Raw genomic sequence first — 15,848 nt, 5'->3', positions numbered from 1 at the left:
TCGCTGGTTCTTTTTGTTCTACATTTTATTAAATAAGGATGACATCTGATGGAAGGGGGTATAAGGACCTTATATTTTGGCTTGTGTTACGCGCGAAATGCGCGAATGCGAAAATTTCACACCTGGAGGTTAGAGACGATAGGCATATAAAAGCATGATATAGACTTATTTTCTATTTTTTTGAAATAAAACTCTTGTGCGTATCCTGCTTTGAATCTATACTATACCAATAAAATCCAATTAAACCCTATATTTAACTTTTATATGTAATTTAACATCTACTCTGCGATTCAACCCGTAAGGACGATCCGGATTTACTGACCACTTTATGGCAAGCGTTCTGCTAACGCTCCTGAATATCCTCCACATGAATGCTTACAGACATTCCAGCTGCTCTTTTATTGACCCCCACTCCAATCCATGACGACATCAGCCAAGTAATTTCGATTTTATATCATTTTGCGCACCCATTTTGACCATTGGACAATTCCTGATGGTGCTGTATCTGTATTCTCTAACCAAACCTGTAAAGGAGGTGAGGCCGATGTGAAATGAAAAGGGAGCGAAACACCTCCTTCTAATTTCATCAGGGCAGCAATAGCGAATGGTTTTATTCACTGAGAAGGGCATGTGTACCAAACCAAACTATAAAGCAGGGTAAAAGGAGTGGAAAAGTTTGATTAAATTAAAGCAGTTACGCAAGCCCGTCTCCATGGGACTATCGCTTCTCCTTGCATTTTCAATCGTTCATCCGGTTTCTGCGCAGAACTCATCCTCATCAAAAATCGATATGAAGTCCAGCTTGGCTGAGGTTTCAACGTCCAAAGTGAGTACCAAACTGACCAAAGCGTTTGAAGGCAGCGAATATGTCACCTATCTGGTCAAAATGAAGGAACAGGTAGACACCGCAGCGGTCTCCAAACAAGCGATGCAGAAGGCATCGATTGCTAAGGAAACGCCTTCGGCATCGAAACTGTCTGTACGGAACTCTGTGGTGAGTTCACTACGAGAAACAGCATCAAGAACGCAGTATTCGATTGAAAATTATCTTGAAAAGGAAATTGACTTGGGTAAGGTCAAAGAATATAAAAGTTATTTTATCGTGAACTCCCTTGCAGTAACCAGTACCAAAGAAGTGATGGAGCAGATTGCGCTGCTGCCAGAGGTAGAGAAAATTCTGCCGAATGAAACGCGATATCTGGATAAGGCGGAAGTAAGCAAGCAGGCAGCGGGTGTCTCGCCAGCGAAGGAAGCCGTCCAGTCATCTGCCAAAGAGCCAGCAGTCAAAGAGCAACCAGCAGTGAACGATTCAGCGTCACAAGGAGCTGCAGACCAAAGAAGCAGATTCCAAGGTGAAGAAACAGACTGAAAATGTGGAATGGAATATAGACTATATCAATGCACCCGCAGTCTGGGAGCGAGGCATTGATGGCACAGGCATCGTGGTTGCCAATCTGGACAGCGGCGTGGACTACACGCATCCTGCACTTCGCAGTAAATGGCGTGGTCTGGACGCTTCAGGCAGTGTTGTTGATCCTGAGCTGAGTTGGTACGATCCGCACAGCGGAGCAGCTCTTCCTGCGGATGCAGACGGACACGGCACCCACACGATGGGAACGATGGTGGGTTCCGAAGCGGACGGAACGAATCGTATTGGTGTCGCACCAGGTGCGAAATGGATCGGAGTGCGTATCTTTAATCCGGAAACAACGGATGCGATTATTCTCGATGGAGGACAATGGCTCCTTGCTCCCGTGGATGCCGAGGGAAATCTGCATCCTGAGCTCGCACCGGACGTTGTAAACAATTCATGGGGCGGAGGAGCAGGGCTCGACGAATGGTTTAGACCGATGGTTCAGGCTTGGCGTGATGCTCAGATTTTCCCTGAATTCTCTGCAGGGAATGTACGCTTGGGGAATCCGGGCGGTCCCGGTTCCGTTGCGAACCCGGCCAACTATCCTGAGAGCTTTGCTACAGGAGCAACCGATATTAACGGTAATTTGGGTTCATTCTCATTGTTGGGACCTTCTCCGTATAATGAGATCAAACCGGAAGTATCCGCCCCTGGTGTGAACATTCGATCAGCCGTGCCTGGAGGTACATATGAAGGTGGATGGAACGGCACATCCATGGCAGGTCCGCATACGACGGCGCTCGCTGCACTGCTGCTTCAAGCGAACCACTCTCTTAACGTGGATCAGCTGGAACAGATCATCATGGATACGGCGACACCGCGAACCGATAGCAGTTATCCGGTTTCCCCGAACAACGGTTACGGTCACGGGATCATTAACGCGCTGGATGCGGTGGGGTCTGTTCTCGAAGGCATTGGCACAGTCTCCGGAAGAGTTGTCACGGCCGGAGATGATCTGGAAGAGCCGGTGCTGGAGCACACGCCAGTAAATACAGCTTTTACGGGTCTGGATATTCCTTTGACGGCACATGTGACGGATAATGTGGCGGTGGTTTCCGTTGAAGCTTTTGCCAGAACCAAAGGCACAAAGCAGTACGTCTATCTGCCAATGAATCGGATTGAAGGAGATACTAAAGCAGGGACTTATACTGCGACGATTCCGGCTTTCTTGATTGAGCCAGAAGGCGTGGAGTATTACATTCGTGTGAATGATTACGGCAATAACGGATTTGATAGCAAGGTCTACAGCGTTGCCGTTTCAAACGGTGTCAAACCTGGATATTTGCAGGATTTTGAAGCAGATCAGCTCGGATTTACGACTGGCGGCACCGGAAGCACCTGGGTTTGGGGGGCACCTGTAAGCGGACCGAAGGCTGCTTACTCCGGTGAAAAAGTAATTGCGACCAATCTGCAGGGCACGTATCTGCCTAACAGCAATGCCTACTTGCTTGCTCCGCCAATCGATCTGACTGAAAGTCCCGAAGGGGCGCTGTTAACATTCAAACACTGGTACGATCTTGAGAATAATCTCGATTTTGGCAAGGTATACATTGCTTCTGAAGATAGCGACTATGTATTTGAGGAACTGCTCAGCTACACAGGCGCAAGCGGTGAATGGAAGACACAGTACGTGGACCTGCGTGATTATGCCGGGCAGCAGGTGTTCATCCAGTTTAATCTGAACAGTGATGCCACTGTGCAAAAAGCGGGCTGGTACATTGATGATTTTGCAGTGCTGGAACTGGACGATATCGCTCCGGAAGCTCCTTCCGCGCTGACGGCAGCGGCAGATATTCTGGGTAACGTAACGCTGAACTGGACGGGGTCCGATGATGAAGACCTGGAGTCATATGCCGTATATCGTTCTGAAACTGCAGATTCATATGATGAGCCCATCGGTACAGTAAGAAGCACATCGTTTACGGACACAACTACTGAAACGAACACGACGTATTATTACACGGTCGCAGCTCTTGATTACAGCGGTAATGAAAGTGAGAAATCCAATGAAGTTTCCATTAAGGTTGAGGTGCCGGAAGACATCTATATCGATCAATTTGATGGAAATGATGATAACGGCTGGACACATGCCGGGACCAAGGACGAGTGGGAGCGGGGCATTCCGAAAACCGGTCCGATGAGTGCAGTGTCACCGCCTAATGTGTGGGCAACCGATCTTGACAACACATATGAAAATGGTTCCAATTATTCTTTGATATCTCCAGTAATTGATTTGACGGATGTATCCGAAGCAACCCTTACGTTTAATCATTGGTACGAGATTGAGGGCGGATACGACTTCGGCTATGTTGAAGCAACCAAAGACGGAGGAACCACCTGGACGGAGCTTGGCAAGTTCTCGCACAACACAAACGGGAAACAGTGGACCCCGGTCTTCTATGGGCTGAACGCGCTGACGGGGAATGAAGTTCAGTTCCGCTTCCGGTTAACCTCGGATAACAGTGTGGTGAGAACAGGCTGGTTCATTGATGATTTCCGTGTGCTTGGCGTAACGGCCGAGACCGAGACGGAGGATAACGCTGTAGTGCTGACGGGTGACAAACCTAAACCGTCTTATGATAATCCTTGGTACAAAATTACACGTACTGACAAGGCAGAGTTTAACAAAATCAAACCACAAGAGCCTGCAGCTGAAAAGCCGGGAACAAGTTCGGTGCAGCCGCAGAGTCTGCCAGCAAGTGCAACCGTTACGGTGCTTGAAACCGGGCGTTCTGTGAAAACAGATTCGTCCACAGGCAAGTACAGTTTCACGCATATTGCAGGAGAGTACACGTTAAAAGCGGAGGCTTATGGCTATTATCCGCAGACGAAATCGGTAACGATCTCGGATGGAAGCGGGGCAAAAGCAAACTTCAATCTCGAAACAATCCCTTATGGGCAGATTAAAGGGGTTGTGAAAGATGAACGCACAGGCCAGCCTCTGGCCGATGCTTCGGTGCTCGTTGTCGAAGATGCCAAAGTTGCAGAGGTTCGGACAGGAAGCGATGGAAGCTTTACGCTGCAGGTGCTTGAAGGCACCTACACATTGTCCGTTCGTGCAGCGGACTATTACAGCACAAAAGTTACGGTGACTGTGCCTGGTAATGGTACGGTGGAGAGCAGCATCGCTTTGAAACCCTTCATCGGTTTCCCGGGTGAAATTGCTTATGATGACGGCTCAGCCGAGAACGCAAGATCATTTAATGCTGCGGACAACGCATGGGCCGTTCGAATGACTCCGGAGCTGGAAACAGCGCAAGTAACAGGTGCCTCTTTCCGATTCTGGAATACGGAATGGCCTGTTCCTGGAGGAACGGCATTCAAATACGCAGTTTATGATGCATCAGGCGCTGGGGGCGCACCAGGCAAAATGCTCGCTGGGCCGTTCGAGGGTACCGCCCTGCGGAACGATCAGTGGACTTCAGTCGAGTTCCCTGAACCGGTTATCGTCACAGGTGATTTCTACATCGTGTATATCCAGACCGCGGCGGGAACGAGTGCTCCTGGTCTGGCGACGGATGAGAACGGTACTTATGCAGCGCGAAGTTGGCAGCGTGTAAGTGGGGCGTGGAGCGCATCACCTGCTGAAGAAGGGAATTACATGATTCGAGCAGTCGTTAAATATCCGGTGAATGCTCCGGTGCTTACAACGCCGGCAAATACGTATACCAATCAGTCAACCTATGCGATATCCGGTACTTCTCCTGCTTCCGGAGCACAGATCAAGTTTTACAATGGCAAGGACGCTGCCGGGACAACAACCGTAAACAATGGAACATTCTCGCACGACGTGAAGCTGCGCGCAGGTGTTAATGTGATTACGGCAGAAGCGATTATTGATGGCAAAACGACAGATCGTTCGCTTCCGGTGATCATTATTCTTGATCAGACCAAACCGCAGTTGAACATTGTCAGCCCGGCGGAAGGAAGCCGGATTAACACGGAAGTGGTACATGTAACGGGTAATGTGGTCGAACAGTTCCTTGATAAGGTCACTGTGAACGGCGTGACCGTTCAAGTGGACCGGGACAGAAAGTTCAGTCATCGTGTGCTGGTTAACGAGGGTGAGAACATCATTACAATAACAGCAGGTGATCTTGCCGGAAACCAAACAACAGTTACACGTAAAGTTTACGTGGAAACGGGAGCACCGGAATTGACCGATATTACTCCTGCGGAAGATGTACACATTACATCAGGCGAGAGTGTCACGGTTTCAGTTAAGAGCAAACCTGGATTGCAAGCCTCTTTCCGCATTCAGCTGCCTCTGAATCTGAACAGCGGCAGTGAAGGTGAGATCCCTCTGGTGGAAACGGAGCCGGGTCTTTATACAGGCACGTACACCACGCCTGCTTCACTTGTGCTTGAAGGCGGAGTTATTGTAATCCGAGCACAGGATGCTGCAGGGAACAAAGCCGAGGCTCAAGCTGCCGGACGATTGTTTGTAAGTGCCGGACAAGAAAACGAACAGGAACAAGTTGAAGGACAGCCTGCATCAGACAAGGATGGAGAGGCAGACACGGGCGCAAAACCGGATGAAACAGCAGGGGATGCCAGCCCTTCTGAAGGTTTGGAATCTTAATCGGTCCAGCAATGGATCAAGGCTGCAGTATGTATCAGCAAATTGGTTTGCCGGCACGCCTGAAAAGGCCTGCCGGTTTTCTTATTGTGTCGTCATTTTATACATCAATTGTCGTGAGTTTCGATTATAAATAGATAGATCATGTGATACCTTATAGATAAATGTCAGAATATTATATACTATGGAGGGAAGACATCCGTGACTATTCGAATTGGCAAAATCAGCTTGTGGCATGTTCACGCATGGGATTACATCACTGAGGCACAGGAACATGACGATACGGAGATTGCTGCCGTATGGGATGAAAATACGGAGCGCGGGCAGGAAGCTGCGGACCGTTTGAACGTTCCTTTCTATGCTTCGCTTGAAGAAATGCTTGCTCAAGACGACATCGATGCTGTCATTGTAGATGCACCTACACGTCTTCATCAGGAGGTCATTACGGCTGCGGCCAGAGCAGGCAAGCATATTTTTACCGAAAAAGTCATCGCTGCCACCCAAGCAGCATCCAATGCGATTCTGAAAGAAGTTCAGGCGAGCGGGATCAAAATGACCGTTTCTCTTCCACGTCTCTATGCTGGATACACGGCCGCAATTCAAGATGTGCTTCAGCAAGGATTACTCGGGCAAATTACATACGTCAGAGCGCGATTATCCCATGATGGAGCGATTGCAGACTGGCTGCCGCAGCATTTCTATAGTCTCCATGACTGTCAGGGCGGGGCGTTAATTGATCTGGGATGCCACCCGATGTATTTGACCCGATTGTTCCTGAACGAGGAAATTACCGATGTGAGCGCCAGCTTCGGTTATGTCACGGGCAGGGAAGTTGAGGATAACGCAGTGGCAGCTCTCTCCACCGCATCAGGAGCGATCGGGGTGGTGGAGGCTGGATTTGTGAACAGTCACTCGCCTTTTACAATCGAAGTGCATGGAACAGAGGGAACGCTGCTGTACGGCACGCCAGAATCCACATTGTTGATCCGCACGAAAGCAGCGGAGGGACAGTATACCGATTGGACAGAGCTTGCGCCTGCTGAAAATGTAGTAAGCGCATTCAATCAATGGGTATCACATATCCAAAATAATACGGAAGACCAGGCCAACTTGGACATGGCTGCGGAATTGACCCGTCTGATGGAAGCAGCGAACCGATCAGCCAAGGAAGGACGGCGGATTGCGCTGACCGAACTGCAAAAGGCGTAAGGAGGAAGACATCTTGAGTCTGTATCCGTATGAGAAAATGCTCGATAGGCAGGATCTTCTGGAGCGGCTTGATATCACTGTGGTATGGGGACACTACGAAATTCGGGTGCTGCGTTTTCATCTGACGACGTTCCCCGCAGGGAGGATTGTGGATTTCCATAACCATGCGGAGTATGAGTTCCATCTGATTCCCAGAGGCAGAGGCAGGGTGATTATCGATGATCAGTCTCATGCACTCTCTGAAGGCATGCTCTATCTGACAGGACCTGGTGTTGTTCATTATCAGGAGGCAGCTGCCGATCAAGCCATGGATGAACTATGTCTTCATGTCGACATTGTTCATAGACCACGAGAACATGTCGATCCATGGGAGGCGGCGGAATCGGAGGAGACGATGGAAAAACTGCGCACTCTACCACACATCCCGGTTCAGGATTACCACCGGGCCATGCTTTGTTTTCTCGAAGCGTATGAGGCTTGTGACCACAAAATGGTCGGATATTATACTTCAATTAAACAGCTGGTCGTCAGCATTCTGCTTAAAACGGTTCGAGCTTATGATACCGGCGGTATCCGTGCAGAAGTACCGGTACGGGATATGACGCTGTACAGGTATGATTATGCCGTCCAGTATATGGAGGCCAACCACGCTTCTGCTGTAACGCTGGAGCATGTGGCCGAGAAACTGCATATCAGCAGCCGTCAGCTGCAGCGTATTTTCTATCAGGTGAAGCCGGATATGCCGTTCAGCCGTGTGCTGGAGGACATTCGCCTGCGTGCAGTGTGCCGTAATCTGCAGGAGAGTTCGGTGTCGATCGAACAGATCGCGCTGGCCTCCGGTTTTAACAATGCTAACTATTTACATGCCGTGTTTCGCAAGCGCCTCGGGATGACTCCGTCGGCCTTTCGCAAAATGAAACAACCTATACTAAAGTGAGAGCGAGTGACATATATGAGCAAAGTGTATCGTATTGGCATTATTGGCTGCGGCGGGATCGCAAACGGCAAACATCTGCCAAGTCTGAGTAAACTGGTGAATGTTGAACTGGCTGCTTTCTGTGATATTGAAGAAGAGCGCGCTGCAGAGGCGAAGAAGCAGTATGGATCAGCTGATGCAGAGGTATACACGGATTACCTGGAGCTGCTGAAGGACGAATCACTGGATATCGTGCATGTGCTGACACCGAACATCTCCCATGCGGAGATTTCGATTGCGGCACTTGAGGCAGGAAAACATGTTATGTGTGAGAAACCGATGGCGAAGACGGCGGCTGAAGCCCAGCTTATGCTGGAGACTGCAGAACGTACGGGTAAGAAATTGACCATTGGCTACAATAACCGCTTCCGTCAGGACAGCATGGTTCTGAAGCAGCTGTGCGAAGCAGGAGAGCTTGGTTCGATTTATTTTGCCAAAGCCCATGCCATTCGCAGAAGAGCCGTGCCGACTTGGGGTGTATTTCTGGATGAAGAGAAACAAGGCGGCGGACCGCTGATTGATATCGGAACACATGCACTCGATCTGACATTGTGGATGATGAATAATTACCAGCCCAAAGTTGTTCTTGGCACCACGCATCACGAACTTTCACAGAGAGAAAATGCTGCAAATGCGTGGGGGCCGTGGGACCCTCAGAAATTCACGGTTGAAGATTCGGCTTTTGGTATGATTGTAATGGAAAACGGGGCAACCATCATGCTTGAATCCAGCTGGGCACTGAACTCGCTTGATGTGGATGAGGCCAAGTGCAGTCTGAGCGGCACCGAGGCAGGCGCGGATATGAAAAACGGGCTTCGAATCAATGGCGAGAAATTCAGCCGTCTGTATACCAATGAAATAGAACTCAGTTCAGGCGGCGTGGACTTCTACGAAGGACAGTCGGAACAAGCCCCGGATGTCGAGATGCGCAAGTGGATCGAAGCGATCGATAACGATGTGGAGCCAGTGGTAACACCAAAGCAGGCGCTGGTAGTATCGCAGATTTTAGAGGCGATCTATGAGTCTGCGCGTACGGGCAAGGCCGTTTACTTCGATAATAACGGGAAAGATTAACGTATTTTTCTATGTGGTTTAGAGTAGACCTTTGTCCTTCTTGAGGACAGAGGTTTTTTGCGTTATTTTTCAGTAACCAGAGGGAGCAGTCTATACCTGATATGAATCATGCACATAGGATGACAGAAAATGAGCTGAAAGGGGGGGGTTATGGCCAGAGTCCATACGTATCCGGGAGTATCCATTATTGTTTGCACCAATCGGCCGCAATTTCTTAATAACATTCTGCAGAATTACCGGCGTCAACGCTACAAAAGTAAAGAACTCATCCTTATTCTGAATTTGGACCGCATGAACATGCGTTTGGTACAGAAAAAGATACAGAAATACAAGCATGTCCACGTATACCGGGTGCCGGAGCGCATATCGCTTGGGCAGTGTCTGAATGCCGGGATCACGCGGGCTCGCTGTTCACTCATTGCGAAGATGGATGATGACGATTATTACTCTCCTTACTATCTGCAAGAACAAGTAGGTGCACTCCGCCGAACCGAAAGTGATATTGTGGGCAAACACTCTTGTCTGGTCTATCTGGAAGCTTCTCGAAGTTTATTAATGAGATCGCCTGGCGAGAACAACAAACCAGTAGAATTTGTGCAGGGAGGTACGCTGTTATTTAGAAAAAAGGTTTTAAAACGAGTCCGCTTCACCGATCGATCTGTCGGAGAGGATGTAACGTTTCTCAGACAGTGCAGGAAGAGAGGATACAAGACGTATGCGACCTCACCTTACAACTATGTATATCTACGCAGACAGAATAAAGCGAGCCATACCTGGAGAGCAGAGGATCAGTTCTATCTCGAAGGAAGCGAGCGTCTCGCTGTGACTGGTCATTTCAGACCTTTTGCAGATAAAAAATGATTGCGGCTAAAGAACGATAGAAGATAAAAAAGCTATTCTGATCAAAAGAGGTTATGGCCAGAGACAGAGCGTCTTTTTCTTTATTTTCCAATGTTCCTTGATATGGGAAGGTGTACGCTGAGTTCATCATTAAAAATAAATGTTGAATTTTATCAAAAAAAAGTATTGCATATAAGTTTAGTCGGAATTATATTAATGGTATAAGGTCTAGACCATAAACAGATCGGAGTGTTCAGATGTCTAATCCATTCTCCTTTCGTTTCGAAAAAGTATCGACTAAAAAGGTTAGCGAATTTATTCGGGAGCAGCTGGAGGAAGCTATTATTTTAAAAGAGCTGATGAGTGAGGAGCAGTTACCCGCTGAACGGGATTTGGCCGAGATGTTTGATGTGAGCCGCATTACGGTTCGCGAGGCGCTCTCCGCGCTGGAAGACAAGGGACTGATCGAGAAAAGAGTAGGCGCAAAAGGCGGAACATTTGTGCTGCCGCTAACGGTCAATTCTCATAAACGTACGCGGGAAGAGATCAAAAAGGGCTGGGCTCAGATGCTCAAGGTGTTTGAATACCGAACGATTATTGAGCCAGAGGCAGCTTTTCTGGCTGCTGAGCGGATCACCGCAGGCGAACTGGAACAGCTGCAGAACTATGTGGAGCAAAGCGTCGAACCCGATTGCACAAGGGAATGGTTCAGGGCACTGGATGTAAAATTTCATCTGACCATTGCTAAAGCATCTGGTAATCCATACTGCGAAACAGCGGTCAGACAGATTCGAACCAAGATTAATCCGGCACTGGATTTAATGCCATACGACGAGCGAATCCGCTCGGTAAACTATGAGGTACATATGGAGATTCTTGAAGCACTGAAGTCACGTGACAGCATCAGATCCCGGGATACGATGAAAAGGCATATCGAGTTTTCGGCTGATGCGATCTATGCCCGGCTTGTGTCTGAATCGAAGGAACAGGAAAGGAATGACACCTAATGAAACAATCCGAATTCATCCGGCTGGCACAGCCGCTGCAGACCAAATTAAGTGCCTGGCGCAGAGATTTACACCGCCATCCCGAGATTGGTTACGAAGAACATCGCACCTCTGCGATTGTTGCTGAGCACCTGGAGCAGCTTGGACTGGAGGTCACACGTCATGTTGGAAAAACCGGAGTAACGGGTCTGCTTCGCGGAGAGACAGATGGCCCGACCTTCGCCCTTCGAGCTGATATGGATGCTCTGCCTATTGAAGATCAAAAGACAGTTGAGTATCGTTCGACAGTAAGCGGCAAGGCTCATCTCTGTGGTCATGATGCACATACCTCGATTCTGATGGGGGCAGCCGAGCTGCTCACGAGTCTTGGAAGGCCCAAATCAGGAAATATCAAATTTATTTTTCAGCCTGCGGAAGAGGGACTTGCCGGTGCAAGATCCATGATTCAGGATGGGGTGCTTGAGAATCCTAAGGTGGATGCGATTGCTGGCCTCCACATGACACCAAGTCAGGATACGGGAACAGTGGGGGTGAGCCAGGGGGTTGCCTTTGCATCAGCTGATCCGCTTGTTATCAAGATTGTTGGTCAGGGAGGTCACGCGGCCCGTCCGCATGAAGGCATCGATGCCATTGCCGTATCAGCCCAAGTCATCACCGCACTGCAGAACGTAGCCAGCCGTATGGTTGACCCGCTCGAACCTGTCGTCGTCACCATTGGCAAAATTACCGGAGGTTACATGGGGACTGCCATTGCGCCAGAAGTGGAGATGATCGGAACGGTTCGTACGTTATCTCCAGCAGTGCGTGAACGCATGCCGGCTATGATTCAACAAGTGGTAGGCGGCATATGCAGTTCGTTTGGAGCCGAATGTGAAGTGATCTATGGCGACGGTTATCCAGTTGTTGTGAATGATCTTGGCATGGTTGATCTGCTGACCGAAGTCTGTGAAGAGGTTAATGCGCAGAAGGGGTGGAGTTACATCAAACCGTCAACAGGCGGTGAAGACTTTGCGTTTTACTGCGAACATGTTCCAGGAGTGTTTTTCCGGTTAGGGTCCGGCAGTGAAGAGGAGCGCACACGTTACCCGCTTCATCATCCGAAGTTTGATCTTGACGAGACGGTTATGCCTTATGGTGTAGGCCTGCTGTCCGCAATAGCACTTGAATTTTTGGCAAGGAATACAACTTCCAAGGGGGAAGAAGCACAATGAAAAAGAGACAATGGACAGGTTTGTGGATTACATTGCTGGCAATCGTTATGGTATTGAGTGCATGCGGCGGAGGCGGCAAGGATACGGCGAACAATACGACAGCTGAGGGAAGCGGGACCGAAGGGTCATCTGCCAGCAGCACATTAACGATTGCTGCGGCAACCGATATCGAAAGCTTTGATCCGCACAACAATAACAATACAGCCAGTGAAGCTGTGCTTGTAAACGTGTTTGATTATTTGGTGAAAAACGATAGTCAGCAGAAAAAAGTACCTGCACTTGCCGAATCCTGGGAACAGGTCAATGATACAACATGGAGATTCAAACTGCGTGAAGGCGTAACATTCCACAATGGTGATCCATTCACATCCGCTGATGTGAAATACACGCTGGAGCGTGTCGCCAAGGATAATACGCTGAAACAAAACAGTTATTTCAAAAACATCGTTGAAGTTAAAGCGGTGGATGAGCATACGGTAGACATCGTTACCGATGGACCGGACCCGCTGCTGCTTAACCGCCTGTCCAAAATGGGCGCCGGCATGCTGCCTGCAAAATATATTGAGGACAAAGGAATGGACACGTTCCTGAAAGAGCCTGTAGGTACAGGAGCGTACAAGTTCAGCAAATGGACCAAAGACGACCGTGTCGTGCTTGTGAAAAATGAAAATTATTTCGGCGGTGAGCCGAAGTGGAATGAAGTGGTGTTCCGAGTGATCCCTGAAGCCTCCACACGTGTATCTGAGCTGCTTGCTGGCGGCGTTGATGTGGCTGCATCGATTCCGTCGACAGACATTGCACGAATCGAAGGGGAAGCGGATAAAAAAATTGTGAAAGCGCCGATTCAGCGTGTTCTTCAACTGATTTTCCGTCAAACCGAAGGCAGTATCACAGCTGATCCCAAGGTACGTGAGGCGATTGATCTCGCCATTGACAAACAAGGTATTGTCGACAGCATTGCTGGCGGAGCAGGCATTGTTACACGTACATCCGTAACACCAGGCAACTTCGGTGCTGAACCCTCACTGTACAAAACATCGCTGTATGATTTGGACAAAGCCAAACAGCTTCTGAAAGAAGCAGGCTACGAGGAAGGAAAAGCCGAGATGACAATCTCCGTTTCTTCCCAGTACAAGGAGCAAGCTGAAGTTACTGCTGCCATGCTGGAACAGGCCGGATTCAAAATCAATCTGGATGTACTTGAGCCAAGTGCCTTCAGTGAGCGCTATAGTTCCAAATCATTCAAGGAAATGTTCATGATTGGCATCGGGAACTCGCTGTTTGACGCTTCCAATAACTACAACCGTTACATGGTGGAAGAAGCCAAAGGCGAATCCGATTACAACAATCCGGAAGTGGAAAAGCTGCTTCAATCTGCTCTTGTGAACATGAACCCGGAATCTCGTGAGAAGGAATATCAGCAAGTACAGCAGATTTTCGCAGAAGAGCGTCCCGCTGTATATTTGTATCAAATGGAAGGCGTGTATGGAACCAATGACAAAGTGAACTTTGCACCGCGCAGTGATGAGATGTTCTATGCTGACGAGATTACACCTGCTGCAAAGTAAGATCAGGCTATAACACCTGTCATTGCATGAGTAAGCCGTGAACGGCAGGGACTGGATGAACAAGTTCCTGCCGTTCTTTTTTGAAAAGGGGAGGTGAGCCGGAAGTGGGCAAATACATAGTCAAATCGTTACTTCAGGTTATTCCGGTGTTGTTTATCGTGTCTTTAATCGTATTTATACTGGTCCGGGTAACCGGTGATCCGGTTGCGTTAATGCTGCCTGAAACCGCAACGGCGGAAGATCGGGCTGTGTTAACCCAGGCATTGGGGCTGGATCAGCCTTTATATACGCAGTATGTGAAGTTTCTTGGCAGTGCAGTCCAAGGGGATTTCGGCCAATCCTTCCGTTATGGGCAGCCTGCGCTCGAACTTGTGCTGGAGCGATTGCCAGCCAGCTTTGAATTGGCTGCCGCCGCCATGTTTTTTGCCGTATTAATGGCTGTGCCTTTGGGGGTAATCTCGGCCGTAAAAAGAAACACGTTCACCGATCTTCTGATTTCGGGCATTTCGGTCATCGGGAAAGCGATGCCCAACTTCTGGATGGGTATTATGCTGATTCTGCTGTTTTCTGTCATGCTGGGAGTTTTGCCGGTTTCGGGTCGCGGCGGCTTGTCTCATCTGATTCTGCCCGCTTTTACGCTGGGAGTTGGATTGGCGGCTCAGATGACAAGGCTGATTCGATCCAGCATGCTGGAAATTTTGAATCAGGACTACATTCGGACTGCACGCAGCAAAGGACTCGGACGAATGACGGTGATTGCAAAACATGCGTTCCGCAACGGCTTAATTCCGGTTGTGACCATTATGAGCCTGCAGTTTACCAGTTTGATCGGGGGCACTCTGATTACGGAAACGGTATTCTCCTGGCCTGGTTTGGGACAGCTGCTTGTTGTGGCAGTAAATACCCATGACATGGCTATTGTACAAGCTGCCGTGTTTGTCATCGCTTTTATCGTCGTGATTGTCAATATTATGACCGATGTGTCGTACAGGCTGCTGGACCCGCGTATCAAATATGACTAGAGGGAGGTGCGATTGATGAGAGACAATAATGAAGTTTCAGTTCCGGGTACAGCACAGAACAATCATAACCAGCCTATATCCAACGGAATTCGCTCCATCTGGCATCAGCTCATCATCAGCAGGACCGGATCATTCGGTGCGGTGCTTGTATTGGTTGTTGTCCTGATTGCCATAGCCGCACCTCTGCTTACCAGTCATGACCCGGCAGCAGTTAGTCCGCTGAACCGTCTCAAACCACCTGTATGGCTTGAAGGCGGAACAGCCGAATACTGGCTGGGAACCGACAACCTGGGCAGAGATATGTGGAGCCGAATCGTGTATGGCGCTCGCGTATCTTTGATTGTGGGTATGGGCGCTGTGATTGTCTCCGGAATCCTCGGAGCGATCTTGGGTTTGATATCCGGATTCTATGGAAAATGGCTGGATGCTCTGATTATGCGTGTGGGTGATGCCTTCATGGCCATCCCGACAATTCTGTTTATGCTTGTTGTAATGGCAATTGTTGGTCCGGGGATGACAACACTGATCTTGGTTATCGGTGTAACGAACTGGGTTCCATTCACACGAGTCGTGAGAAGTGAAGTGCTCAGCATTAAAGAGCGTGATTTCGTATTTGCAGCCCGATCCATTGGGGCTAAGAACGGACGTTTGATTATAAAGCATATTTTGCCTAATATTCTCTCCTCGTTTATTGTCATCTGCGGCATGAATGTGGGTACAACGATCATCATGGAAGCTTCGCTCAGCTTCCTCGGGCTGGGGATTAAACCGCCGGATGTATCGTGGGGCGGCATGTTAAGTGATGGTCGGCAGTACGTGGCAACAAGCTGGTGGGTTGCAGCATTCCCGGGTCTTGCGATTACGTTTACCGTGCTGGGTGTCATTTTCCTCGGTGATTGGTTGCGTGATGTCCTTGATCCGCGTACAGAGTCAACTCATAAATAAAAC

At 49.1% G+C, this 15,848-nt stretch carries 11 protein-coding genes; all 11 read left to right on the top strand.

Annotation, left to right across the window (positions count from 1 at the left end; translation table 11 throughout):
- The first annotated feature begins 676 nt into the window (after positions 1-676).
- The 11 genes from ABXS70_RS12735 (at position 677) to ABXS70_RS12685 (ending at position 15,845) form a co-directional block, all read left to right on the top strand.
- Positions 677-1,369 (top strand): protease inhibitor I9 family protein, encoded by a 693-nt coding sequence (locus tag ABXS70_RS12735; RefSeq protein ID WP_366296164.1) that lies wholly within the window; start codon positions 677-679, stop codon positions 1,367-1,369.
- On the top strand, positions 1,353-5,996 hold the full coding sequence (locus ABXS70_RS12730; RefSeq protein WP_366296162.1) for a S8 family serine peptidase: 4,644 nt from the start codon (positions 1,353-1,355) through the stop codon (positions 5,994-5,996). The genes ABXS70_RS12735 and ABXS70_RS12730 overlap by 17 nt, the downstream gene beginning before the upstream one ends.
- Before the next feature lie 198 nt (positions 5,997-6,194).
- Positions 6,195-7,202 (top strand): Gfo/Idh/MocA family oxidoreductase, encoded by a 1,008-nt coding sequence (locus ABXS70_RS12725; RefSeq protein ID WP_366296160.1) that lies wholly within the window; start codon positions 6,195-6,197, stop codon positions 7,200-7,202.
- Between the two features lie 13 nt (positions 7,203-7,215).
- Positions 7,216-8,139, top strand: coding sequence for an AraC family transcriptional regulator (locus ABXS70_RS12720; RefSeq protein ID WP_342555893.1), 924 nt, complete (start codon positions 7,216-7,218; stop codon positions 8,137-8,139).
- A 15-nt stretch (positions 8,140-8,154) separates the two neighbouring features.
- Positions 8,155-9,252, top strand: a complete 1,098-nt coding sequence (locus ABXS70_RS12715; RefSeq protein ID WP_342555894.1) for a Gfo/Idh/MocA family oxidoreductase — start codon at positions 8,155-8,157, stop codon at positions 9,250-9,252.
- Between the two features lie 150 nt (positions 9,253-9,402).
- Positions 9,403-10,113, top strand: a complete 711-nt coding sequence (locus ABXS70_RS12710) for a glycosyltransferase (protein WP_342555895.1) — start codon at positions 9,403-9,405, stop codon at positions 10,111-10,113.
- A 236-nt stretch (positions 10,114-10,349) separates the two neighbouring features.
- Positions 10,350-11,099 carry a FadR/GntR family transcriptional regulator gene (locus ABXS70_RS12705; RefSeq protein WP_342555896.1) on the top strand — a complete coding sequence of 250 codons (750 nt, stop codon included), beginning with the start codon at positions 10,350-10,352 and terminating at the stop codon, positions 11,097-11,099.
- Positions 11,099-12,310 (top strand): M20 family metallopeptidase, encoded by a 1,212-nt coding sequence (locus tag ABXS70_RS12700; protein ID WP_342555897.1) that lies wholly within the window; start codon positions 11,099-11,101, stop codon positions 12,308-12,310. The genes ABXS70_RS12705 and ABXS70_RS12700 overlap by 1 nt, the downstream gene beginning before the upstream one ends.
- Positions 12,307-13,878, top strand: coding sequence for an ABC transporter substrate-binding protein (locus ABXS70_RS12695; RefSeq protein ID WP_342555898.1), 1,572 nt, complete (start codon positions 12,307-12,309; stop codon positions 13,876-13,878). Before ABXS70_RS12700 ends, ABXS70_RS12695 begins: the two co-directional genes overlap by 4 nt.
- 104 nt (positions 13,879-13,982) lie before the next feature.
- Positions 13,983-14,900: an ABC transporter permease gene (locus ABXS70_RS12690; protein ID WP_342555899.1), complete on the top strand. Its 918-nt coding sequence runs from the start codon at positions 13,983-13,985 to the stop codon at positions 14,898-14,900.
- Positions 14,901-14,915: 15 nt separating this feature from the next.
- Positions 14,916-15,845, top strand: a complete 930-nt coding sequence (locus tag ABXS70_RS12685; RefSeq protein WP_342555900.1) for an ABC transporter permease — start codon at positions 14,916-14,918, stop codon at positions 15,843-15,845.
- The last annotated feature ends 3 nt before the right edge of the window (positions 15,846-15,848 follow it).

This window comes from Paenibacillus sp. AN1007 (assembly GCF_040702995.1).
Taxonomy (GTDB): domain Bacteria; phylum Bacillota; class Bacilli; order Paenibacillales; family Paenibacillaceae; genus Paenibacillus.
This window is presented reverse-complemented; position numbering and strand designations above follow the sequence as displayed.

What these genes read in the sequence shown, in the direction of transcription:
- ABXS70_RS12715 (WP_342555894.1), top strand. Translation starts at nt 8,155, where the DNA reads ATGAGCAAAGTGTATCGTATTGGCATTATTGGCTGCGGCGGGATCGCA.
- ABXS70_RS12710 (WP_342555895.1), top strand. Translation starts at nt 9,403, where the DNA reads ATGGCCAGAGTCCATACGTATCCGGGAGTATCCATTATTGTTTGCACC.
- ABXS70_RS12705 (WP_342555896.1), top strand. Translation starts at nt 10,350, where the DNA reads ATGTCTAATCCATTCTCCTTTCGTTTCGAAAAAGTATCGACTAAAAAG.
- ABXS70_RS12700 (WP_342555897.1), top strand. Translation starts at nt 11,099, where the DNA reads ATGAAACAATCCGAATTCATCCGGCTGGCACAGCCGCTGCAGACCAAA.
- ABXS70_RS12695 (WP_342555898.1), top strand. Translation starts at nt 12,307, where the DNA reads ATGAAAAAGAGACAATGGACAGGTTTGTGGATTACATTGCTGGCAATC.
- ABXS70_RS12685 (WP_342555900.1), top strand. Translation starts at nt 14,916, where the DNA reads ATGAGAGACAATAATGAAGTTTCAGTTCCGGGTACAGCACAGAACAAT.